Annotated in this window: 27 protein-coding genes and 1 pseudogene; 17 read left to right on the top strand and 11 right to left on the bottom strand. The window is 68.5% G+C overall.

All coding sequences use genetic code 11. The annotated features are described in order from the left end of the window. Positions 1-5 precede the first annotated feature (5 nt). On the top strand, positions 6-623 hold the full coding sequence (locus DEI81_RS02545) for a hypothetical protein (RefSeq protein WP_111008897.1): 618 nt from the start codon (positions 6-8) through the stop codon (positions 621-623). Between the two features lie 602 nt (positions 624-1,225). Here DEI81_RS02545 and DEI81_RS02540 read toward each other — a convergent pair. The 3 genes from DEI81_RS02540 to DEI81_RS02530 form a co-directional block, all read right to left on the bottom strand. Next, the gene (locus DEI81_RS02540) at positions 1,226-4,687 is read right to left on the bottom strand and encodes an esterase-like activity of phytase family protein (protein ID WP_181435299.1); all 3,462 of its coding nucleotides are present in this window, start codon (positions 4,685-4,687) and stop codon (positions 1,226-1,228) included. Between the two features lie 243 nt (positions 4,688-4,930). Beyond that, complete coding sequence (locus DEI81_RS02535; RefSeq protein WP_111008896.1) at positions 4,931-5,962, bottom strand: alpha/beta hydrolase; 1,032 nt, start codon at positions 5,960-5,962, stop codon at positions 4,931-4,933. A gap of 187 nt (positions 5,963-6,149) precedes the next feature. Next, entirely contained in the window at positions 6,150-6,815 is a 666-nt protein-coding gene (locus tag DEI81_RS02530) for a hypothetical protein (RefSeq protein WP_111008895.1), read from the bottom strand. 98 nt (positions 6,816-6,913) lie between these two features. Here DEI81_RS02530 and DEI81_RS02525 point away from each other — a divergent pair, with 98 nt between their 5' ends. Both DEI81_RS02525 and DEI81_RS02520 read left to right on the top strand, forming a co-directional pair. Beyond that, positions 6,914-7,474, top strand: coding sequence for an MOSC domain-containing protein (locus DEI81_RS02525; protein ID WP_111008894.1), 561 nt, complete (start codon positions 6,914-6,916; stop codon positions 7,472-7,474). A gap of 42 nt (positions 7,475-7,516) precedes the next feature. Then, positions 7,517-8,131, top strand: coding sequence for a histidine phosphatase family protein (locus DEI81_RS02520; RefSeq protein ID WP_181434637.1), 615 nt, complete (start codon positions 7,517-7,519; stop codon positions 8,129-8,131). On the opposite strand, the gene DEI81_RS02515 is transcribed toward DEI81_RS02520, so the two are convergent. Beyond that, positions 8,125-9,096 carry an SDR family NAD(P)-dependent oxidoreductase gene (locus DEI81_RS02515; protein WP_111008892.1) on the bottom strand — a complete coding sequence of 324 codons (972 nt, stop codon included), beginning with the start codon at positions 9,094-9,096 and terminating at the stop codon, positions 8,125-8,127. The genes DEI81_RS02520 and DEI81_RS02515 overlap by 7 nt on opposite strands. Before the next feature lie 65 nt (positions 9,097-9,161). On the opposite strand from DEI81_RS02515, the gene DEI81_RS02510 reads away from it, so the two are divergent. Further along, positions 9,162-9,737 (top strand): TetR/AcrR family transcriptional regulator, encoded by a 576-nt coding sequence (locus tag DEI81_RS02510; RefSeq protein ID WP_111008970.1) that lies wholly within the window; start codon positions 9,162-9,164, stop codon positions 9,735-9,737. Positions 9,738-9,781: 44 nt separating this feature from the next. Then, a complete protein-coding gene (locus DEI81_RS02505) occupies positions 9,782-10,261 on the top strand; it encodes a hypothetical protein (RefSeq protein ID WP_146242862.1) in 480 nt (159 codons plus the stop codon). 39 nt (positions 10,262-10,300) lie between these two features. On the opposite strand, the gene DEI81_RS02500 is transcribed toward DEI81_RS02505, so the two are convergent. Further along, positions 10,301-10,696, bottom strand: coding sequence for a VOC family protein (locus tag DEI81_RS02500; protein WP_111008890.1), 396 nt, complete (start codon positions 10,694-10,696; stop codon positions 10,301-10,303). Positions 10,697-10,966: 270 nt separating this feature from the next. On the opposite strand from DEI81_RS02500, the gene DEI81_RS02495 reads away from it, so the two are divergent. From DEI81_RS02495 to DEI81_RS02490, 3 genes are all read left to right on the top strand, one after another. Then, the gene (locus tag DEI81_RS02495) at positions 10,967-11,995 is read left to right on the top strand and encodes a BadF/BadG/BcrA/BcrD ATPase family protein (protein ID WP_181435298.1); all 1,029 of its coding nucleotides are present in this window, start codon (positions 10,967-10,969) and stop codon (positions 11,993-11,995) included. Positions 11,996-12,182: 187 nt separating this feature from the next. Next, the gene (locus DEI81_RS16475; protein WP_258368448.1) at positions 12,183-12,305 is read left to right on the top strand and encodes a hypothetical protein; all 123 of its coding nucleotides are present in this window, start codon (positions 12,183-12,185) and stop codon (positions 12,303-12,305) included. Between the two features lie 69 nt (positions 12,306-12,374). Next, a complete protein-coding gene (locus DEI81_RS02490) occupies positions 12,375-12,956 on the top strand; it encodes a GNAT family N-acetyltransferase (protein WP_111008888.1) in 582 nt (193 codons plus the stop codon). 49 nt (positions 12,957-13,005) lie between these two features. Here the strand turns inward: DEI81_RS02490 and DEI81_RS16470 are convergent, their stop codons facing one another. Further along, positions 13,006-13,137 (bottom strand): hypothetical protein, encoded by a 132-nt coding sequence (locus tag DEI81_RS16470; RefSeq protein ID WP_258368447.1) that lies wholly within the window; start codon positions 13,135-13,137, stop codon positions 13,006-13,008. Positions 13,138-13,654: 517 nt separating this feature from the next. After that, positions 13,655-14,188: a hypothetical protein gene (locus tag DEI81_RS15930; protein WP_146243997.1), complete on the bottom strand. Its 534-nt coding sequence runs from the start codon at positions 14,186-14,188 to the stop codon at positions 13,655-13,657. A 308-nt stretch (positions 14,189-14,496) separates the two neighbouring features. Here DEI81_RS15930 and DEI81_RS15925 point away from each other — a divergent pair, with 308 nt between their 5' ends. Further along, entirely contained in the window at positions 14,497-14,739 is a 243-nt protein-coding gene (locus DEI81_RS15925) for a hypothetical protein (RefSeq protein WP_146243996.1), read from the top strand. A gap of 43 nt (positions 14,740-14,782) precedes the next feature. Here the strand turns inward: DEI81_RS15925 and DEI81_RS02485 are convergent, their stop codons facing one another. After that, complete coding sequence (locus DEI81_RS02485; RefSeq protein WP_111008887.1) at positions 14,783-15,325, bottom strand: GNAT family N-acetyltransferase; 543 nt, start codon at positions 15,323-15,325, stop codon at positions 14,783-14,785. 125 nt (positions 15,326-15,450) lie between these two features. Between DEI81_RS02485 and DEI81_RS02480 the strand changes: the two genes are divergently transcribed. The 8 genes and pseudogenes from DEI81_RS02480 to DEI81_RS02445 all read left to right on the top strand — a co-directional run bounded on the left by DEI81_RS02480 (position 15,451) and on the right by DEI81_RS02445 (position 19,293). Next, a complete protein-coding gene (locus tag DEI81_RS02480; protein WP_146243995.1) occupies positions 15,451-15,936 on the top strand; it encodes a hypothetical protein in 486 nt (161 codons plus the stop codon). Beyond that, positions 15,873-16,208, top strand: a pseudogene (locus DEI81_RS16745) (GrpB family protein); the annotation flags it as partial. The gene DEI81_RS02480 and the pseudogene DEI81_RS16745, both read left to right, overlap by 64 nt. Positions 16,209-16,237: 29 nt before the next feature. After that, positions 16,238-16,465 (top strand): GrpB family protein, encoded by a 228-nt coding sequence (locus DEI81_RS16740; RefSeq protein ID WP_111008885.1) that lies wholly within the window; start codon positions 16,238-16,240, stop codon positions 16,463-16,465. Between the two features lie 397 nt (positions 16,466-16,862). Continuing rightward, positions 16,863-17,441: a hypothetical protein gene (locus DEI81_RS02465; RefSeq protein WP_111008884.1), complete on the top strand. Its 579-nt coding sequence runs from the start codon at positions 16,863-16,865 to the stop codon at positions 17,439-17,441. Between the two features lie 562 nt (positions 17,442-18,003). Then, positions 18,004-18,303, top strand: a complete 300-nt coding sequence (locus tag DEI81_RS16735; RefSeq protein ID WP_375334751.1) for a 4-fold beta flower protein — start codon at positions 18,004-18,006, stop codon at positions 18,301-18,303. 191 nt (positions 18,304-18,494) lie between these two features. Then, positions 18,495-18,725: a hypothetical protein gene (locus tag DEI81_RS02455; RefSeq protein WP_111008882.1), complete on the top strand. Its 231-nt coding sequence runs from the start codon at positions 18,495-18,497 to the stop codon at positions 18,723-18,725. Continuing rightward, entirely contained in the window at positions 18,722-19,042 is a 321-nt protein-coding gene (locus DEI81_RS02450) for a hypothetical protein (protein WP_111008881.1), read from the top strand. Before DEI81_RS02455 ends, DEI81_RS02450 begins: the two co-directional genes overlap by 4 nt. 32 nt (positions 19,043-19,074) lie before the next feature. Then, positions 19,075-19,293, top strand: a complete 219-nt coding sequence (locus tag DEI81_RS02445) for a hypothetical protein (RefSeq protein WP_111008880.1) — start codon at positions 19,075-19,077, stop codon at positions 19,291-19,293. A gap of 98 nt (positions 19,294-19,391) precedes the next feature. On the opposite strand, the gene DEI81_RS02440 is transcribed toward DEI81_RS02445, so the two are convergent. The 3 genes from DEI81_RS02440 to DEI81_RS15920 form a co-directional block, all read right to left on the bottom strand. Beyond that, complete coding sequence (locus DEI81_RS02440) at positions 19,392-19,958, bottom strand: DUF6998 domain-containing protein (protein ID WP_146243994.1); 567 nt, start codon at positions 19,956-19,958, stop codon at positions 19,392-19,394. Between the two features lie 66 nt (positions 19,959-20,024). Further along, a complete protein-coding gene (locus tag DEI81_RS16130; protein WP_181435297.1) occupies positions 20,025-20,162 on the bottom strand; it encodes a hypothetical protein in 138 nt (45 codons plus the stop codon). A gap of 325 nt (positions 20,163-20,487) precedes the next feature. Next, entirely contained in the window at positions 20,488-20,925 is a 438-nt protein-coding gene (locus DEI81_RS15920; RefSeq protein WP_146243993.1) for a hypothetical protein, read from the bottom strand. Between the last annotated feature and the right edge of the window lie 11 nt (positions 20,926-20,936).

Raw genomic sequence — 20,936 nt, 5'->3', positions numbered from 1 at the left:
CCGTCATGCTCTCGACGTCGCTGCGCATCATCCGAGCCGATCGATCGGTGCGGTTCGGCGCCCTCGCCGCCTGGGCGATCGCGGCGTTCATCGTCGCCGGAGGCGGTGCGTTCGCCCTCATGGCGCTGTTCACGCCGGGTCCGGTCGGTGAGGACGTCCTCCTCGCCCTCGGTTTCGGGGCGTTCGCGGGCGCCCTGCCGTCCGGAATCACGCACCACGGGCTCCCCCGCCACCAGTGGGACACGGTCACGCCCGAGGACCGCGACGACCGTGCGACCGTCCTGCGCGCCATCCGACGTGCGACCCCGGAGTACCTCCCTACCGCTGTGCTCGACACGGCTGTCGTGTTCGCAAACGACCGCGCTACCTCCGCGCGCGTGTCGGTGATGACGTCCTCGTTCCTGCATGTCGGGATCGTGCTCGAGTTGCTCCACCAGGGCACCCGCGACGCCGGCGGGTTCCGGACCCTGGACGTCCTGATCGCCTGCACGCTCCCAGCACTCCTCGTCGCCATGTGGCTCACGTCGCTCGTCCAGGCAGCGCGAGCCCGGCGATTCGCGAACGCGGTCCACGATCTGGCCCTCGCCGTCGCGCCAGAGGGGCACGCTCTCCCCCGGTCCTGATCCCTGCTGGCCGCATGCACGAGAGCGCAAGCCGTTGCCGAATCGCCCGTAGTGTGTCATCAGCACGAGGGGGCTGGGGATGGGACGAGTGCGGACAGCAGTCGGGGCCGTGATCGCCCTGGCAACGGTCCTCGCCGTGGCCGGGTGCGGCCAGGACGCGGCCGACCTCCCGACCGCGCCCCTCGCCCGCGCCGACCTCGTCGGGACCTGGGCCTCGGACGGCGCTGGCACCATCCGGTTCGACCGCGGCGGCACGGTCCGTCTGGTGGGTGTCCCCCTGCGCGGGATCACGGCACAGCCTGATGACCCGGCCACGCCCTCCACGAGCACCGGCCGCTGGCACATCGAGGACGGCGATGGGTGGGGGTGGAAGACCGTGTGCTGCGGAGAACCGCGATGCAGACCGCTGCACCGCGATCGTTCGCGGGTCGGCCGCACATCGCCAACTCGATCTCGTGGTCGGCGACCCGGACCAGGTGGATTGGTACCGCTACCACCGAGTGTCGTCCTGACCCTCAGCGCTCAGAGACGCGCTTCACCGTCGCGTTCGCGCAGCGACGGTGCCGGCGGTCACCACGAGGAGCATGAAAGCGTCGCCATGGCTACCGCGGCAGCCGCACGGCCAGGTCCAGGATCCGCGTCCGCTGCAGCGCGCCGAAGTTGTCGTCGGAGATGAGCGCGACGCCCACGCGCCCACCGGCAGCGCGGCCCGTGATCGCCATGCCTTCGTAGTTGTCGAGGAGCGGGTTCGTCTGGGTCTCGAGCGCCGTCGCGCCGAGCGTCGGACCCTTCACGAGATCGGCGACCAGTGTCTTCCGCAGGATCCACGACGCCGGTGCGGCCGAGAGGTTCCCGACCCCGCTCACGTCGGAGGCCCGCGACAGACCGGAGACCGAGTACAGGTCCGCGGAGTTGCCCGCGGTCGCCGAGAACGCGGCTTCCTCGACGAGCATCCGGTCGTCCGACACGAGCGCGACCTCGGGGATGCGGTTGCCCGTGTCCGTGCGGTACCCGACCTGCTTCGTCAGCGCCCACGCGCCGGAGCGCCCCCGGGTGTACACGAGCAGACGGTGGGCGGTGGCGTCACCGGCGGCGGAGACATCGCCGGAGAGCGCGCCCTCCATCGACGCGACGATCGTGTGCCCGGACGGCGAGATCGACAGGCCCTCGAGCGTTGCGTTCGAGGTGGCCTCACCCGGGACGCTCGCACCCTCGAGCCCCGCTCCGGACAGCGCCGTGCCGGTCACCGCGAACCGTCCGGGGACCGGCAGCTGCGCCTTCTGCACGCCGTCGCGGCCGAAGACCCGGATCGACGGTTCCGTCTCGGAGCTCACCAGGTAGTCGCCGTTCGGGAGGACCGCCAGGCCTTCGTCGTCTGCCGTGAGACCGGTGTAGGGAACGCCCTGTTCGTTCCTCAGGACCAACGGATCACGGGTGACCGTCGGGTCGTCGAGGTTCCGGAAGAACCAGATCCGCGACGGGTCGTCCGCGTGGTTGTCCACGGCGGAGATCCACGACCGCGACCGGCCGTCGTAGGCCAGCGACGAGAGGCCGCCCACCTCGGCCCCGTTGTGCACGAGCTTGTCCAGCGCGTCGCTGTAGCCGAGCGCCACCGCCGCCGGCGGGACAGCCTGGGACGGGCCTCCATGATGCCCGAATAAGCGGACGACCTGCGGATCGTGGTCACTGGTCTGGTCGGCGAACTCCGCGTTGAGGTGCACCACCTGGTAGTCCGGCGTGCCGACCCCCGACGTGACGAGGATGTGGTCGAGGACCTCGCTGATCCCGTCGTACACGTACGTGTACTGCTGGTTCGCCGGCAGGGTGGTGATCAGGTCGGTGAGGACCGGCTTCGTCGCGGCCTGGCCGTGCAACGGCTTGCCGGTGAGCGTGGCGAGCGCAGGGCTGAACTGGTGGTCGTTCAAGTCACCCGCCACGACGACCGCGGCCCTCGCGTCGACCTTGAGGATCTGCGCCGTGAAGTCGTGCACGAGCTGCGCCTGCTGCTGACGCTGCACGGCGGACGACTGCGCCGGGTACTGGAATCGACCGTCCTGGTTCTGGTCGCCGAGCTTCGCGTCGAAGTGGTTGCCGATGACGAAGACGCGCCGGCCGCGGAACGTGAACTCGCCCACGAGCGGCTTCCGGCTGCCCTGCCAGGCGGCGTCCGTCGGAGCGATGCGCCCCGGCGACAGGGTGATGTCCGGCACGCCGTGGGAGGAGGTGACCGCGGTCGCGGTGGTGGACCGGTTCACCGACGCAGGACCGCGGTCGTCGAACCTCACGCGCTTCGGGTTGAAGAGGAACACGACGCGGATGTTGCCGCCGGGCTGACCGCCGTCGGCGTCGTTCACCGGATCGATCTCACGGGACGCGTAGGACGGGCCTCCAGCCATGGTGATCGCAGCGGTGAGCTTGGCGATGGTCTGATCCGCCGCGACGACACCGTCATCGGTCGCGCCGTCGTCGTCCTGCACCTCTTCGACGGTCAGGATGTCGGGCGAGCGCAGGTTCGCGACGACCCCCTTCGCGAGCGCGGCGAACTTGGTCGCCGGATCCGACGGCGCCAGGTTCTCGACGTTGTAGGTGGCGACCGACAGCTGGTCGGGCTTCGGGGTCGTCGCGACCGTCGGGGTGATGCCTCCCCGCGCGACGGACCCGAGTGTCGTGGCCGTGAGGTCGTACCCGCCGTACTGCGAGTAGTCGACCTCGCCCACGGTGGCACCACGGAACACGTCACCGACGTCCACCCGGGGATTGCTGCCGTTCGCCGCGACGACCTCGAGACGTCCGGACGGCGTCGCGTTCTCGGCGGTCAGGAGCGTGCCGCCGCGCGTCGTCGGGAGCTGGGACGGCTTCGTCGTCACGTACTGCTCGCCGTACTCGTCGCTCGGCCCGACCACGCGGGCGTCGTCGACCTCGACACGCATGCCCTCGAGCGACTCGAAGAAGTCGAGCGCCGAGCGTGTCGGCGTGATGGGCGTGGACTCGATGTTCCCGCCCGCGAGGTCCGGAGCGGACGTGTCGGGCACGCTCGTCGGGCCGAGGACGATCGGCGCCGGCAGCGCGTCCCCCGTCGAGACGACGGTCGCCGTGGCGTTCGTGAGCTCCGTGACCGACAGGTTCGAGGTGGTCGCCGTGGTGTCGCCGGAGGCGAGGGGGTAGTAGTCCCTGACCGTGCCGCTGACGAGGACACTGTCACCCACGGCGACCGCCGCCCTCGAGGAGCTGTAGACGAAGACGCCCTCGCTCGTCGCGGGGTCGCTGTCGGCGTCGGGGTCCTGGATCCAGTAGCCCTTGCTGCTGCCCGACGTCCGGATCCCGGTCACGATGCCGGGGACGTTCGTGACCTGCTCGCCGTTGAGCGGCGAGACGAACGACGTCCCCTGGATGTCGTGGACGCGGACCGTGCCCGGCTCGGGCGCAGGGCCGGTCGGCGGGGTCGGCGTCGATTCTGGGTTCGCCGTACCCGGGGTGGGTGCAGCGGCGGCGAAGTCCGTCGCGTTGTGGTCGTCGTCGGACGGCCCCTGCCGCTGCACCGAGGCCGTGTTCGAGGCGCCGACGGCCGGGCTCCCCTCGGCGATCGCCGCGGAGCCGAATCCGACGAGGTCGACCGACGCACTCACGCACGAGGCGCTGTCGGCACAGGTGAGCGCGGTCCGGCTCGCGACGACGGCGACCGTGCCGTCGGTGGCGCTCATCGCGATGGTGCCCGTGGCGTCCGGCGTCGGCAGTGCGGTCGTCCCGCCAGCGCCCTTCGCCTCGGCGACGAGGTAGCGACGACCAGGAGCGATCGTCCCGTTCAGCGGGGTCACCTGCCACGTGCCCGTCGCGGACCCGGCGTGGTACTGGACCGAGTGACCGCTGAGGTCGATGGTCGACGATCCCCGGTTCGCCAACTCCACGAAGTCGTTCGTGAAGGTGCTGCCGGCGTTGCCCCCACCGCCGTACACCTCGTTGACCACCAGATCCGCCGACGGCGCCGCCGTCGCGGGCATCGCGGTCAGCAGACCTCCGGCGATCCCCACGGCCGCCACGACCGATGTTGCGATTGAACGACGCATGCTGCTCTCCCCTGAACCCCGACGAGCAGCATTCAACCCTGTTCGGGTGACATCCGGGTGACGCGGAGGAGGCCGAACGGATTCGCTGAGATCGGCGGCAACATCCGTGGCGCGTCCGGACCCGGCGTGGTGTCAGGTCGTACGCCTCGGCACCGGCCGCTGGCCCGCCGGCTCCGGGGGCGGAGGTGCCAGACCCGAGGGCGTGCGGGTGACACGGACGTCAGTCCCGCGGTCGCACTCGGATCAGCCCTGAGGTGCCACCGGATCGGGTGCGCCGAGCAGCCGACTGGTCCAATCGGCCAGAGCGGACGTCGCACGCCTGGAGACAGCGGCCCCCGGCATCATGCTCGTGAAGCCGTGGAACGCGCCGGGCCAGACGTGGAGTTCCGCGTCGACGCCTGCGGCCCAGAGGCCACTCGCGTAGGCGACGGTCTCGTCCCGGAACACCTCGGCGCTGCCGCAGTCGAGGTAGGTCGACGGGAGCCCGGAGAGGTCGGTCGCGCGCGCGGGCGCTGCGTAGATCGAGACGTCGGCGGTGGCTCGGCGTGGTCCGAGGTAGGCGTTCCAACCGAAGCGGGTCATCTGGCGGTCCGCGACGCCGACACCGTCGATCTGCATCGTCGAGACGGTGCTGTCGCGGTCGTCCAGCATCGGGGAGACCAGGATCTGCGCGAGGAGCGTGGGTCCCTGTCGATCGCGAGCGAGCAGGGCCGTTCCCGCGGCGAGCCCCGCTCCGGCACTCTGACCCGCGATGACGATGCGGTCGGGGTCGACGCCCAGCTCGTCGGCGTGCGCGGCCACCCAGAGCAGACCGGCGTAGCAGTCCTCGATCGGGTACGGGTCCGGGTGTTCGGGCGCGAGTCGGTAGTCGACGCTGATGAGGACGACGTCGTGATCGAGGAGCCAGTCGTCGTACGAGTCGAGGTTCCCGAGGTGGTGGCCGAACGTCATGCCACCACCGTGGATGGTGTAGACCGCGGTCGTCGTTCCGGTGCGGCCGATCCGTTGGATGACCGCGAGCGTGATCGGGTCGCCGAGGTGCCCTGGGACGGTGACGCTCCGACGCTCGTAGCCGTGGGACCGGAGGCGTTCGTGGAGCGCGTTCTCGGTGACGTCGAGCTGCCGCATGTACGGGAGCATCTCGGCCGTGAGCGTGAACGGGCCGCGTGCCTCCAGAGCGGCGAGGAAGGTCGCGAGCTCCGGATCGAACGGGGGGCGAGCGAATCGCGCCGGCGACCCAGCGGACCGGGTGGCGGAAGTCGGATCCACGGACATGAGTGCACTCCTTCGAACGAGAAGTGGCGACTCCCATGAGACCGCGTGCGCGCTCCCGTTTGCCGGAGCAAGACGGGATTTTTTCCCTCTACGGCGACCGTAGCGCATCCGGCGCTTGCGTCGCCGACCGTGTGCGTCGCGGTCGGGTGGACTCGGTGGTCGTTCGGCTGCTCCGATCCCGACTCCGTCAGCCGGCGTCGCTGACGAACTCCGTCGTCACCCAGGGCAGGAGGTCGCGCTCCACGACCGAGGTGATCACCCGGCCGTCGTCGAGTGACACCGCCAGCCCGAGGACGAACGCGTCGGTGTCGATCGTGAACCCGTCCCTCGCCGTTCCGTCCACGACGACCGCCTGCGGCTGCACCGCGCGGATCGAGACCAGTTCCGTCCAGCCGGGCTCCATCGTGGGGTCGCCGAGTCCGTACTCGTCGCGGAACCGGTTGTGGAGGATGTGGTCGACGTGGGCGCGGAGCAACTCCGGTGGATCGCGTTCGTCGGCGCCGGGCGCGGCGGATCCCGGAGCGAACCAGTGTGTCTGCACGGCCTCCCACAGCGAGGGATGACGCATCCGCTCCCGGCGCTCGAGCAGCCACGGCGGCAGGTCCCGGGGCACCGGCCGAGCGAGCGCGTCCTCCATCTCCAAGGTCAGGTACGCGAGGTTCACCGGGTCCGAACGGTCGTCCGGGTTCTTCCACACCGTGTACATCCGTGCCACGGCCGCGCTGATGGTGACGGCGTCCGCACCACTCCCCTGGCCATGCGACGAGATACCGGCGACGCCCAGGTCCTCGAGATGTCGTTGCGGAACGAATCCGGCGACGGTGATCCCGAGGGCGTCCGCTTGGGCACGCATCCTCAACTTCGGATCCGGCTGGTCCGACGGCACCCTTCCCCCGATGTGCATGTCGTGCAGTCTGCCCGTCGCGGGACATCCTGCGCCATCATCGAGTCATGAGCGCGGATAACGACATCAGCCCTCGCGTCGTCGCGGTGAGCAGGGACAGCGCCCATCGGTTCAGCAAACCGGTGGTGGAGGAGGTGGTGCTCGTCGAGGGGTTGGGCGTCGAGGGTGATGCGCATGCCGGCGTCACCGTGAAGCACCGGTCTCGCGTGGCACGAGACCCGTCGCAGCCGAACCTGCGCCAGGTGCACCTGATCCACGCCGAGCTGTTCGACGAGGTGGCGGAAGCGGGACACCACGTCGAGCCGGGTCAGATGGGCGAGAACATCACGACCCGCGGGATCGACCTCCTCGGTCTCCCCGCAGATGCGCTCCTGCTCTTGGGGTCGGACGCTCGTGTCCGCATCACGGGCCTCCGGAATCCGTGCCAGCAGATCAACGAGTTCGAGCCCGGTCTCCTCCGGGCGGTGCTCGGGCGGGCTGACGACGGCTCCGTCGAACGCAAGGGCGGCGTCATGAGTGTCGTCGTGGCGGGCGGGGTCGTCCGTGCTGGTGACACGATCCGGGTCGAGCTGCCCACCGGCGAGCTGCAGCCGCTCGGTCCGGTCTGACCGCCGGGACCGGCTGACCTCCCGATGTCCGAGGATCCGACGGTGCTGCAGCACGTGTGGCTCGTCCGCCACGGCGAGCAGGTGCGGCGACGCGACGGAGAGCTCACGATGCGCGGGACGCAGCAGGCCGGAGCGGTGATGCGGCGCCTCCGGACCGAGCCGATCGGGAGGATCGTCATCAGCCCGGCACGACGCACGCGCGAATCGGCGATGCCGTTTCTGACTGAGCGCCCCGCGGTCCCTGTCCGAGTGGACGGCCGGGCGCGTGAGCGCATGGAGTACGACCCCCCAGTCGTCGACGACGCATCGTGGGAGGCGTTCCGCGACGCGTGGGACCGCACTGAGCGCGACCGTGACCTCGTTCCGGCCGTCGGCGATTCCTCGCGCGCAGCCGCGGCACGGCTCCGTGACCTGATCGACGAATCGCTGCCGGACGCAGGTGACCTCGTCGTGGTCACGCACGGCGGCATCATCCGCGACCTCCTGCGCGACATCCTCTCCGACGAGGAGATGCGATCGCTCCGCCCCGACGCCCTTGCGGGTCTCCAGCACGGGTCGATCACACGTCTCGACGTCGTGGCTCGCGGCTACCACGTCGGCGGGATCGGCACGACGGAGCACCTGCCGAGATCGCTCCCGGCGGATCCGCGTCAGTGAGACGGGCGTGTGAGCTCCTCCGACGCCCTCCAAAGCCGATCCGCCGCGTCGGGATCGAGCGCCCACGCCTTCACCCCGTGGGGGTGATCCGCGAGACTCGCGTCGTTCGGAACCGTGTAGGCCTCCTGACAGTCGTCGAGGTAGTGCCCGCCGGTGTGGGCGAACTCGGGCGCGACCGCGGCGACCGTGGTGGTCGCGGCGCCCTGCTCGACCGTCTTGTAAGCGAACACGCCAGCGGCTTCGGCGGCTTCCAACGACGCCTTCTGCGCCGCCGAGAAGTTCCGCTGGAGCCCGGTGGCGATCCCGCCCGGGTTGACGGCGTTCGCGACGATGCCGTCGTCCGCCCAACGGCGCGTCGCCGCCACGGCGAACAGGGAGTTCGCGGTCTTGGCTCGTGCGTAGGCGATCTGGGGGTCGTACTCGGATCGGGTGAAGTCGAGGTCGTCGAGGTCGACGTTCGCCCGCATGTGCGCGGTGGAACTGAGCGCGACGATCCGGGCGCCGTCGCGCTCCGCGGCGCCTCTGGCGAGTGACCGTCGAAGACCATTCGCGAGCGCGTGGTGGCCGAGGTGGTTCGTGGCGAACTGCAGCTCACGCCCTTCCGCTGTCCGCTCGAGTCCCGCGCTCACGACACCGGCGTTGTTGACGAGCAGGTGCAGCGGAGCCTCCCAATGCGCCACGAAGGCGGCCACGGAGGCGCGATCCGCGAGATCGAGGTGACGCACGTCCGGTCGACGGCCCGTCGAACGGCCGACGACGTCGGCCACCGCCGTGCCGGCAGACGTGTTCCTGACGGCGAGCGTGACCGCAGCGCCGGCGGCGGTGAGGGCGCGGGCCGTCTCCACGCCGAGTCCTGATGACGCGCCCGTGACGATCGCGCGCAGACCGGTCAGATCGACGTCGACCAGGACGTCAGCGGCGGTGGACTCGGCGTCGAACCGCGTTCGGATGAGCGGAAGGGGCATGCGGGCAACTGTACCGACTGGACAGGTTCTGTCTAGTCGGAATGGGACGCGGTATCATCGGCGGCATGGTCGACACCTCCACCGGCGCGGATGTGGGACGCCGTCGAACCGTGCTCGAATCAGCGCTCGACACGTTCGCACAAGCGGGATACCGGCGGACATCGATGGACGTCATCGCGCGAGCAGCACGGATCTCCCGCCCGGGGTTGTACTTCTTGTTCGAGTCGAAGGAGGCGTTGTTCCGGGAGGCCGCGGCACACGTCCTGACCCAGGATCTGGCAGCGATCGAACAGCTCCTCGCGGACGACACGCGGCCCATCGCCGACCGCCTGCTCGACGCGTTCGACCGGTGGGCCGGACGGTACGTCGGACCGATGGTGCGCGACGTGTCCGCCGTGATCGCCGACAACCCGGAACTCCTCGATGACACGGCCCGTGAGGCTCCCGCGCGGTTCGAGGCGATGGTGACCGCGGCGATCAGCGACCACTGGGAGGCGGCAGCGGATGTCGCACGAACGCTCAGCAGCGTGTCGGTGGGGCTGAAACACCAGGTCGACACCCGCGACGAGTACCGGGCGCGGCTCGAGGTGGCGATCCGGCTCGTTCTGCCGACAGCGGCGACAGCGGATACGGCAGAATGAGTCGACGCGGCAGCGAGGGGAAACGTGCCGCACGAGGGGGCACCATGCGCACACTGCTGGTCGCTGTCACTGCCACATGCGCAGTGATCGCGTTGACGGGATGTTCGACCGCCGCGCCGCATCACGCCGCGCGGAGCACCGCCGCACACACCACGAGAGCCGCGTCGACACCCACCCCCGACCCGGGCATCGCGGTGACCTGCGCCGGGCTGACGGAGCTCGAGACGGACCTGTCGGCCGCCGGCATCGAGCGCAGTGCGGGCACCATCCAGGACGCCGGCTACGCCGCGATCGTCAACCTGACACCGACCGTGGTATCGGGGATGCTGCGGACCCCGAACCGCGGCCTGGTCGCCGACCTCACCAGCATCCAGGACGCGATCGCCAGTTCCCCGCCGGTCGTCGCGTCGGCGCAGTTCGACCCGGATGCGCCCGCGTTCAGCGCGGGGATGCGACGGGCACAGCGTGATTGTGCGGCCAACGGCACACCGCTCGTCGCGGACGCGCCCGCCGGCCAAGGGTGATCCCGGCCTGCGAGCCCCCGACCGCGAGACCAGCGACCCTCAGTCGGCCGGGGCCATGCAGAGGAACCCGAGGTTGTTCCCGTCCGGGTCCTCGAGGTCGCGGGAGTACATGAACCCGAGGTCCTGCGCGGGTTGGGGCTCGTGCCCACCGGCGGCGATCCCCTTCTCCACGATCGCATCGACCTCGTCGCGGGAGTCGCGTGTCAGGTTGAGGCCGACCTGCGCATGGGTCCGCGGGTCGGCGATCTCCTTCGTGGTCATCGTCGCGAAGAAGTCTCGTGCGACGACCATCAGGTGCAGGTTGTCGGCGAGCTCGAAGCACGTTCCGTGCTCATCGGAGAAGTCCGGGTTGACGGGGAACCCCAACGCTTCGTAGAACGCAGCCGACCGCGCCAGATCAGCTGACGTGATGCTCACCCACATGCTGCTCGTCATCGATGCCTCCGGGGTCGTCGCAGTCGCGAGCCAGCCTGCTCGGTCCGGATCCGCTCGTCAACGGGCGCATCGGATCCCCAGCGCATCCGAGTCGACCGGACGGTTCGACGACGCGGGTCACCGAGCGTGGTGCCATGGTGGCGGCCGAGCGCGGAGATCGACAACCGCCACCGGCCCGTGGTCCACGTGCCGACGGTGCGGTAGTGCCACCGAGTGATGCACGGAGCGGCGACAGCGCGGCGTCGAGCGCGGGTTGGCTACGCTCGGCCCATGTCCGACGCCGGAGGGGACCCCCGTTTCGTGATCGCCGCCGACGCCGGGGGCACGTTCTCCCGCGTCGGGTGTTTCGCCCTCGACGGCCGGTTGCTCGGCTCCGCGACGGGTCGAGGCGGGAGTCCGTACCACCAAGCGGACGCCGCCGCGAACGTCGCGGACACGACGGTCCGCGCGTTGCAGGACGCCGGCCGCGACGCTGCTGACGCTGTCGCGCTCGTCGCCGGGCTGGCGATGGTGAGCCGTGCCGGTTCGAACCAGGGCGACGGGGACAACGGCTGGGCCGACGACTTCTTCCGCGTGCCGGGGCTGCAGTGCGAACGGCTCATCCTGAACGACGCGGTCGTCGCGCACCGCGGCGCCCTGCTCGGTGCCCCGGGGATCATGGTGGTCACCGGCACCGGCTCGATGATCCTCGCGATCGACGCGGACGGGACCGAGGTCGAGAGCGGGCAGTTCGAGCACTACGCCGGCGCGGCTCGGCACCTGGCCTACGAGGCGGTGCAGCTCATCCTGCTCGGCGCCGCCGGTCCGGACGACGACGAGTTCGTCGCGGCGGTCCTCCGCTCCTGGGGCGCGGACGACGTGCCGCGACTCCGCCACGTCATCCTCGGCCTCGCGCACGTGGACCGGATGGAGGTCCGGCACCGGTTCGGCGCACTCGCGCCCCTCGTGACCGAGGCCGCCGATCGATCGCCGCTGGCGGATCGGGCGCTCCGCGACCTCGCCCGCAAGACCGCCCGCGGCGTCGGACTGCTCGCTCCCCTCATCGGCGGCGACCGCGTGACGGTGTCGACGACGGGTGGTCTGGCGACGACACCGGCGTTCACCGCCCGCCTCGCGGACGCGCTCGACGAGGACATGTACGCATCGGTGACACTGGTGCCGGCCGCGCTCGACGCGCTCCGCGGTGCAGCGCTGATCGCGTACTGGACCGTCGGGGCGGCCACCAACCGGTCCGTCATCGACCGTCTCCGCGAGAGCCAGCAGGACGTTCGACCCGACGGCACCGTCGCTCGATCGTGACGTCGCCGGGCCGCCTGATCCGCCATGCTCGTGCCATGCCGGTGGGGAGGCCCGTGGTGGCGGTGGCCGCAGCACTCGCCGTGGTCGCGGTGCCGCTGGAGGCTCGGCGACGTTCAGCTGGGTCGGTCTCACCACCGAGGGTGATCCGGTACCGGCCTTCGTCCGCACGACGCCGTCGGGCGTCTCCGTGGCCTCCACCTCTGCGTTCGACGCGTACGGCCAGAGCGGATGGACGACCTGGGACTGCCCCGACCTGCAGGACCTCCTCCGCGGCCGCCAGTGCGTCGCGGCGACGGGCGCGGGGCGGTGAGAGACCCGGACCGGCCGCGGCTGGGCACGAAGCCCCTCCCTGCGCCGTCTCGCTCGGTAGCGTGGGGCGATGGAACCGGTGACGCTCCGAACGCCGCGGCTCGTCCTCAGCCCGCAGACGACCGAGGACGCGGATCAGATCGTGGCGTACTGCCAGGACCCGGACGTCATCGCGTTCACCCCGATACCGGTGCCCTACGGACGCGACGAAGCTGAGTCGTTCGTCCGGCAGGTCGAAGCGGGATGGCGGGACGGGACCCGGTTCGAGTTCGCGGTCCGCCCGCGAGCCGACCCCACCGACGTCCTGGGCGCGGTGAGCATCTTCGGTGTCGCAGACGGAGCCGGAGAAGTCGGGTACCTGCTCGCGCCCGCCGGTCGCGGCCACGGCTTCATGACCGAAGCGGTCAGCGCGATCCTCGACTGGGCGTTCGCCGGTCCTCCCGACGGTCTCGGGCTCAGCCGTGTGCAGTGGCATGCCCTCCCTGAGAACGAGGCTTCCGCTCTGGTCGCGCAACGATGTGGGTTCCGCCTCGAAGGACGGCTCCGATCAGCCCTGACACATCGAGGGACGCGCCGTGACCAGCTCCTGGCGGCGGTGCTCCGGACGGACGACCGCCGGCAGCCGGTCCGTTGGGACGACGGTCAGCAGTAGCTCAGACGAGCCATCACCAACAGGCACCCGTCGACCATGAGCGGACCGGTCACCCCCACCGGGGCTCGTCGACGACGACGTGGTACCGGTCCGCGTTCTGGCCCCGCAGTGCTTGGAGCAGGCCGCGCACCTCCGCAAGCCAATCGGTGTCGCCGGTGCCGTCGGTGGGGAGCTCGTCCACGTCGTACCGTGCGACCCAGCCGCGGAGGGCATCGTCGAGGGCGGCCGGAGGTGCGTGCCTGCAGCAACCCGAATGCTGCAGGCACGCACGGAGCCGCTGCGTTCCAGGGCAACCCGAATGCCCGGCATCGCGACGGCACAAACCAGCATAGGACCTCTCGTGGGATGGTCCTGGGGAAATCCCGTCGGCGGTCTCGTCCCGCTCGTCATCTGCGTCATTGCAGCGGAGGCTCCGGCAGCACGACGCGGACGTTCCGCCACGTCAGACAGGAGCTTCCCGGAGCATGCCGACCGTCAGAGACAGCGCGCCGGCAGAGTTGGCAGCCAGGGGCTGCTCGTCAGCCGATCGCAACCGGCCCCCTTCGGTTGCTCGCGGCGAGCAAGCTCCGCGAGGTCGTCACCAAGCCGTGCGAAACTCGAACCGTTCCGGTCGCAGCTTCTCCGCCCGCCGTCCCACCCCCTGCAACGGCCGAAGTCGTCCCTCGCGCTCGGATTGCCGAGACAGCGGCGACACCCTTCTACAACCTTCGGTAGGCCCACACGTACACCCGGCCGTTTAGCTCGCCCGCGTAGACAGAGGTGAACCCGGACGCTCCACCCGACATGCCGGTCACGCCGAGATGCCCAAGTTCTGGGATCTGGTTAGGGTCGGCGACGGGATCAGCGGTTCCGATCAGCGACAGCCAACCAGAAGCTGTATCGCCCTTTGGTAGCTCCATCACGACCTGAATCTGCGGGGTGCCAGTGATTCCAGCCGTCGGTTCAGCTTCCGCGATGAACACGGACGCACCCAACGGGATAGCTCGACCAAACTCCGATGCGATGGTCCGGCTGGGCACTGCAGGGCATGACCACGGCGCGTGCGCGTCGCAGATGCCGTAGGCGAAACTTCTGGGTGCGGCGGCCACGTGAGAACCAGAGCTGATCGCCGTCGTCACCCAGAGCACGCCGCCGAAGACTCCTCCGACGAGCAGGAGCAGCAGGCCGACAATAAGGGCCCCGGCCCAGAGCCCGCGCCTGAGGTCGGGTGGTTGGTACAGATCGGAGGGCACGACCGGAGTCTCTTCCGAGCGCGCCCTCGAGTCATCAGTCGAAGGAGCGATCCTTCCGTCCCTCTTCGAGGATGTTGATGCGGACTATGAGCGAAGACGCCAAACTCATGCATTACCGACGATGGCTTTGACCTCCTTCATTGCATGACGGCCACAGCACGCCCTGCGCATGTCGTGCACGAGGTCAGCACGACGGCGCTGCGCGCTCCAATGCAGAGCATCGGGCGAGCTTGGTAGTCAGGCTGACCCGTGTCAGTAGTCGGTCGGCTACCGGTCGTCGGGACCCGTGATCTGAGAGGCTGACCCTCATGAGCGATGGGGATGAGGAAGCGGACGAGACACCGCGACGATTCCGGACTCTTCGCCCTAACCCGTTCCGCGAGGTCCTCCCGTGGATAGTGGTCGGCGTTGGCGTCATTCAGGCGGTTCGGGGAGGCATCGACCTTGCCCACGGCGGTGGCCCCGGAACGATGGTCATCGGCATCGGTCTCGCCGTGCTCGGAATCGTCCTGTTCGTGATCAACCGATGGCAGGCCAGACGAGGCCTCTGACTACACGTCCGGTAGCCGATCGATCACCCGACGATAGGTTCCGTCACTGAAGCGGTAAGCGGAGCAGGAGCAGATTGCCGTGCACGGGGTCGCGCTCTCGTTCCCCGGTAGGAACAAACCCGAGTTTGTCGAGCACGTTGAGTGATGCCGTGTTCCACTCGCGAACCGTGGAGGCTAGGTGGTCATAGCCGATCGCCGCTGCCCGACGAACAATCACTTGTGATGCTTCGGTCGCGAACCCCTGGCCCCAGTACTCCCGCAGGAACTCGAACGCCAGTTCGGGCTCGGCGGGATGACCGACGCTGTTCTCGACGAGACCGCAGTATCCGACCGGAACGGCGGTCCGGGGCTGCTCCACGACGAGCAGTCCTGGTGCTGGCGTCGCCCGATAGGCGCGAAGCCAGGCCTGCATCTCCGCGACAGTGGGATGACCATCGGCTGTGATGCGCCGCCGTGCAGGAACACGCTCGTCGCGCTCCTCCCACAGTCGGCGGTGGAAGGCTGCATCGGCGACCGTCCAGGGGCGCAGTCTCAAACGCTCCGAGCGGAGGTCCCTTTGTTTCTGACGCGCGGCCTGGCGGTCCATGTGGGCAGTATGCCGCACCTGCTTCCACCGCCCTCGGAACGTCTCTACCGCCGATCGGCTGTCGGACGCTTTCGTCGCAGCGGAGCAATCTCCCTAACGGCCGATTGGAGGTGGATGATCAGGGGATGAACATCGAAGGCATGCCCGAGGAGGAACGTCTCGCGATCCTCCAGTCGCTCGAGGCGGAACATCCTGGTGCCGCGGCCCTCGCGGGTGGCACGCTCGCCGGGCCAGCAACGCCGGACCGTCCGAACGTTCCCATCTGGGAGTACGAGAACTACGCGGAGCAACACCCGGACGTTGACCTCGAGGACCTCGTCGCTGTCCGTTTCCCCGTCATCCTCCATGGAAGCGACGACTTCACGGTCGACTCGGCCGCCGAGTACCTTCGTACCGACCCAGTGCCGCCTACGACACCGATGACTCTCGGCTCGGTGGTCGACCTGTGGCGGCACCTTCACGCCACTGGGGTCGTCGCCTGGGACAGTGATCGACGAGCTGTCGAGCATCGTCGACCCTTGGACGATTACAGGACCGCCGTAGCTGCATGGGGCGTCAAGTTCCGGTCGACACCGCAACCAGGAGACGAAGCCCCCGCCATCGACCGGTAGCCCATCCGCTAGCGAACAGCGGCTGCAGGGCCGAAGATCGAAGGGTGAGGGGACAACGAATCGAGTTGGTGCCGAGTCAGCATGGTGCTTGGGTGGAGCGCTTCGACGTGCTGCGGGAGCGTCTCGAGCTGCTCGTTCCGAACGCTTTCATTGAGCACATCGGATCCACCAGTGTCGCCGGGCTGCCCTCGAAAGACGTTGTCGACGTCCTCGTTGGGGTCCCGGCCGAACAAGTGTGCCATGCTGTCGCTGCCCTGAAAGCAGCCGGCTTTGACGAAGAGGGGTTCCGGAACCTCCACGGGTGGCTCAGTTGCCCCGGCGGACCGACCGCGCAGCAGTCGTGCACGTCGTCGAGAACCGCGGGAACGAATGGTGCGAGTGGTTGGCCTTCCGCGACCTTCTCCGAACAGACTCCACCGCGCGGTCGACGTACCTTGCTGCGAAACGGACGGCCGAGGCATCAGCGAGCAGCTGGGGTGAGTACATCGCTCAGAAGTACCAGGTCATTCGCCAGCTCCTCGCCCGGTAGCTGATCGTCCAACGGACGCAGCGCCTCCGCTTGGTCGAGCTGGCGATCAATGTGGGCCTCATCGCCGGCGAGCTTGCGACTCGCCGAAGGAGCGCAGGAACGAAACCCTGTCCTTCACCAGTTGAGTTGCTCTGGGAGAAGTGGTTGATCGTCCAGTCCGGGGGAAGCCTACGGACGGCCGCTCACGGTTTGTGAGGACGGTCGGATAGGTGCTTCTCTCGAATACGACCTGTTCGGCGTTCGGGCACGCAACGGTTGGCCGGTTCTCGCTACGCCGACCTAGTGCCGCTTGTCGCCCCGGCCGTGCCGCCGTCCTTCGGCTTCCTAGAATCGTCCGGCGGCGGCGCACGGCCGCCCGCGACTCAGCGGCGCTGAGAGCGCTTCGGAGGGGGATGTCTTGCAGTATCGGTTGCGGCAATCGAGCGGCGGCATCCGGATCGTCACCATCTGCGTCCAGCTGATCTTCGCTGTGTGCGCCCTCGGCGGGCTCCTCAGTACGTCTCCCAGCGAACAAAGCGAGCTCGACCGCAGCTTGGACCCGGTCGTGGCGTGGGGATTCATTCCAGGGATGGTCCTGTTGACGTTGCGCACCCTCCTCATCGGCGTGTATCTGCGCCCGGACGAAGTGGTGGTCCGGAGTTGGCTTCGCACCTACCGGATTCCGCTCGTTGCCGATACTCAATTCTCGACGAAGCAATGGAGCGACATCGTGCTCACCCGCGGCTGGGAGTCCCGAGTCGTGCACATGCTCCACGTCAACGGACCGTTCCGGCGCTCGTTCCCCGCGACCGCAGTCCGTCGCAGCCGCGCACTCGCGCAAGCCGAACTCCTCAACGCCTACCTGCCCGCGCAGAACCGGACCGCCGAGACCGCCCGCGACTACGCCCGTGGGGAGGCATGGCGCCGAGAACGCGCCAAGTCACGGGCGCGCGCAGCAGAACGCCGCAGCAAGCCTGGCCGGCACGTCACGCGTTGAACGAGTGCGGCGGCGCCCTAAGACCGGCCGTCAGCTTGTTGATCGGGAGCATGCGCGATAGAACGCGCGTACGCGCCAAGTGCAACTGCGGCCTTCATGAGGGACGCCAGTCTCGGTAGACGATCGGCTACTGCGACTGGAAGATGTTGAAGGAGTCAGAGTTGAGCGGCCCATTGTGGGCCCTCAGTTGAAGCGTCTGGCCGGGCTCGACGGACACGAGGCACGTCCGAGCGCCGAGCAGACGTGAGAAGCCGCGGTACCGAACCCCCACCGCGATCTCGTGCTGCCCCGGTTCCACGGCAACTCCCGTCGGATGCGTCCAAGAGAGCAATATCTCCGCGCCGTCCACACGCAAGAACGCCCGACTCGCGACGCGGAGAAACCACCCGTTCACCCAACTCGCGTGAACACCCATCTCGACCCTCGCGTCCATCGGCCCATGATGCACCGCATCCTTCGGTGCCGCTGTCCCGCAGAACGATCGACTATCGAGGCAACCTGACGTAACGAGAGGATTGGCGGTGAAAGGGATTGAGCAGCACCCCTTCCTTCGGCGTCGCAGGTGCTAGTTACTGTTCGAGGTCGGATCGACTACGAGGAGAGGAAAACCTTGAACGCGATCTATGGCCCCAATGGAGCGGTCGTTGCTTGGCTGGAGACCGACTCGATTCGGTCTCCGCGCGGGGCGGTCATCGGGCGGCTCAGTGATGACGCCGTGTACAACCTGCGTGGTGGTCACGTGGGGTACTTCAACAATCGGATGTTCCGCGACAACAGCGGGCACATCGTGGCGTTCATGGAGGGGGCGACCGGTGGGCCTGTGAAGCCGGTCCGTCAAGTTCGGCCCGTTCAGCCCGTTTAGCCCGTTTAGCCCGTTTAGCCCGTACGAGAAACTCACGACGCCAGGCACTCGTCGGTCGGCGACGAGGACGTCTCGTTGACCCATCGGCGATCGGACACGACAGTGCCGAGCGCCAGTCGCCGCTGAGGCGACTCTCGGGCTGACCAATCTCAGGCGTCCACGAGGATGCCTCACAGCGGTAGCGTGCAGCCGTGATCGAACAGCAGCGGCAGAACACCACCCTGCAGTGGATCCTCGGCACACCGCGCCTCCGGGCCGCGTTCTGGCTCCTCGGCGGAGTCACTCGACTCCTTATCACGCGCCGCGAACGGAAGAACGAACTCGGGCAGAACGGACACCGACCGGAGCCGATGACGTCGGAGCGCAGGGACGCGTCCGCCCCCGACGATGCCGCCTCCACCGAAGGGCAGGAACAGCAGTGACGGACGAACAGCCGGAAGAGCCGCCCCGGTCGCCGGAGGAAAGCCGCCGGTTGCGGAGGTGGATCTGGGTCATGTGGATCGCAGCCGGCGTCTTCTTGCTCGTCCAAGCGATCGTCAACCCGATCATCCTGAACTTCATCTTGATTGCGGTCTGGCTCCTGGGCAACATCGCTCAACTCATCGTCACGCTCCACCAACGGAAGAGCGGAAGCGGGCACCGGCAGCTGACCGCTGCCGGCTCCCACAACGCGGTGACCGGCCTACACGACCCGTCTCGTCAGCCGATCGACGACCGGACGGTGCCTGGCGCTGGTTGACTTCGAGCGAGTCGGCACACCTTCCCCCTCGAGTGCTCGGCCTCGCGGGCGGAATCGGCGCCGTCGCCGGCGGGCTCGTTGTCGCGCTCATCGGCTTTCTCGTCCGGTACATCGGACTCGGAACCGGCGGACTCGTCATCGCGGGGATGGGGGCGCTAATTGCAATCGTTGCCGCAATCGGGTTCGCCCTCCACGGCTCGGCTCGTGTCGAACGGCCGGACGAGGAGATCCACTCCGACGACGGTCCGTGACCGGGAAGCTTGTCCTGCGCGGCCCTGGTCACCGGCGCGTCTTCGCTTCGGTCACCCAGTAGGGGATCGTCAAGGGAACGGGTCGGGCTCCTCCCCGTTCATCGGGTTTGGCTGAGCAGCTCCCGCCAAGCCACGTCAAAGTCCGCCGTCCGGTCGAGTCCGCGGGCCTTGGACGAGCGCACCTGGGACACCGTGACGACCGTGCCATTAGTGTACTTCTTGAAGGACCCGTGCTCGCGCACCTCGACTGGAGTCCATTCCCGCGCCGCGACGACTTCACCGGCTTCGTTATCGATGACGAGGAAGGCACAAATGTCGAAGTCGAACGATCGGAGCGGCGAAAATACGGCGCCGCTTGCCATGCCGGGCCGGACCAGCCGCACTTTCACCTGCACTTTGCGACCATCGGCAGCGGTCAGGTCGTACGACTTCTCCGAGTTTGGCGCGAGCAGCCCGTCGTAGACGATTGCGGCGCAGAACTCGGCGGGGTCTCCGATGGGTGCGTTGTTCGTGCGGATCAGGTGTCGGGTGCGAAGTTCGGCGAGGACGTTCGTGTAGGTGTCGAGCAGATCGCCGACATTCAGGCGCGCGAGTGGCGTCGCAAACTCGCCGTCAACCTCATCAATGTCTTCTGGTTCCGGCAACGGTGCGGAGGCCGGTTCCACCCAGACGAACGGCTCCGTGGCGGAGAGGGCAGTGGTCTTCGAGAATCGGACAGTCAGAATCGCGATCTACTCGCCGGTGAGGCTCCACGGCTGCCCGGTCTCGCTCGGGTGTCGCCAGCCTTGCCGTCGCGTCCAGCCACGAATCCGCTTCGGGTCAGCACCGATCTGCGCCGCGAGTTCGGGAACGGACAGCTGCTCGCTCATGCTCGAACCGTAACCGCCTGGCCTGACTCAGCTGACTCGGCGCGCAACGGACGTTCCCTCGGAGCTCCTTGGGTCGAGCTGCGCACGAGGACTTCGGGAGCCGGGTCCGTCGAGGTCCGGTTCACGATCCACTTCCGAGACGAGGGTCGACCAGCGGCAGCGGTGGTGGTGCATCCGATGAACGACCGGCTCTCGGACAGGTTCATTCGTACTCGCCGATGAATCGTCGAAGGCCATCGGCCCGCACTTCTCGGTCTGGTAGCACTCGTGATCGGACGGACCACCCCCGAGGCCTTGTTCGAGGTCGCGGCGCCCCGAACGAGGTTCAGACTGACATCAACAGGAACGCGGTGCCGCCGTTCCCCGCGCTCGGGTCGGACGTCGTCACGGTGACCACGAGATCGCGTACCTGGATCGTCCAGGGATCTCCGACCCGGCCGTATCCCGCTCGCTCCATCGCCTGGTCGATACAAGCCTTCCAGTCCGGCGTCGCCGATACCTTGAACGAGTAAGAGACGACTGGTCCTGGCCCCTCGAGCCGAACCGCAACGCCACTCTCCCTGCGTTTCGCGCCCGGAATGACGCTTTGGATATCGATACGTCGATCCACGACAGGCATCGCAGCAAACGCAGCCGCAGTCTTTTCACGCTGGTCGTGCGCGTACCAGGCCTTCACTCCGACGACGGCTCCCCCGACTAGCGCCAGCACAACCAGTACGACCGACACGATCAGCAGAACGCGACTCCGGGTTCTCATCCCCACACGCACACCCT

This window comes from Curtobacterium sp. MCBD17_013 (assembly GCF_003234565.1).
Classification (GTDB): domain Bacteria; phylum Actinomycetota; class Actinomycetes; order Actinomycetales; family Microbacteriaceae; genus Curtobacterium.
The sequence above is the reverse complement of the archived record's forward strand: the minus strand, read 5'-3'. Positions and strand labels throughout refer to the sequence as shown.

Excerpts from the sequence above, each read along its gene's own strand:
- DEI81_RS02545 (WP_111008897.1), top strand. The coding sequence starts at position 6 with ATGCTCTCGACGTCGCTGCGCATCATCCGAGCCGATCGATCGGTGCGG.
- DEI81_RS02540 (WP_181435299.1), bottom strand. The coding sequence starts at position 4,687 with ATGCGTCGTTCAATCGCAACATCGGTCGTGGCGGCCGTGGGGATCGCC.
- DEI81_RS02535 (WP_111008896.1), bottom strand. The coding sequence starts at position 5,962 with ATGTCCGTGGATCCGACTTCCGCCACCCGGTCCGCTGGGTCGCCGGCG.
- DEI81_RS02530 (WP_111008895.1), bottom strand. The coding sequence starts at position 6,815 with ATGCGTGCCCAAGCGGACGCCCTCGGGATCACCGTCGCCGGATTCGTT.
- DEI81_RS02525 (WP_111008894.1), top strand. The coding sequence starts at position 6,914 with ATGAGCGCGGATAACGACATCAGCCCTCGCGTCGTCGCGGTGAGCAGG.
- DEI81_RS02515 (WP_111008892.1), bottom strand. The coding sequence starts at position 9,096 with ATGCCCCTTCCGCTCATCCGAACGCGGTTCGACGCCGAGTCCACCGCC.
- DEI81_RS02510 (WP_111008970.1), top strand. The coding sequence starts at position 9,162 with ATGGTCGACACCTCCACCGGCGCGGATGTGGGACGCCGTCGAACCGTG.
- DEI81_RS02505 (WP_146242862.1), top strand. The coding sequence starts at position 9,782 with ATGCGCACACTGCTGGTCGCTGTCACTGCCACATGCGCAGTGATCGCG.
- DEI81_RS02500 (WP_111008890.1), bottom strand. The coding sequence starts at position 10,696 with ATGACGAGCAGCATGTGGGTGAGCATCACGTCAGCTGATCTGGCGCGG.
- DEI81_RS02495 (WP_181435298.1), top strand. The coding sequence starts at position 10,967 with ATGTCCGACGCCGGAGGGGACCCCCGTTTCGTGATCGCCGCCGACGCC.
- DEI81_RS02490 (WP_111008888.1), top strand. The coding sequence starts at position 12,375 with ATGGAACCGGTGACGCTCCGAACGCCGCGGCTCGTCCTCAGCCCGCAG.
- DEI81_RS15925 (WP_146243996.1), top strand. The coding sequence starts at position 14,497 with ATGAGCGATGGGGATGAGGAAGCGGACGAGACACCGCGACGATTCCGG.
- DEI81_RS02485 (WP_111008887.1), bottom strand. The coding sequence starts at position 15,325 with ATGGACCGCCAGGCCGCGCGTCAGAAACAAAGGGACCTCCGCTCGGAG.
- DEI81_RS02480 (WP_146243995.1), top strand. The coding sequence starts at position 15,451 with ATGAACATCGAAGGCATGCCCGAGGAGGAACGTCTCGCGATCCTCCAG.
- DEI81_RS16130 (WP_181435297.1), bottom strand. The coding sequence starts at position 20,162 with ATGAGCGAGCAGCTGTCCGTTCCCGAACTCGCGGCGCAGATCGGTGCT.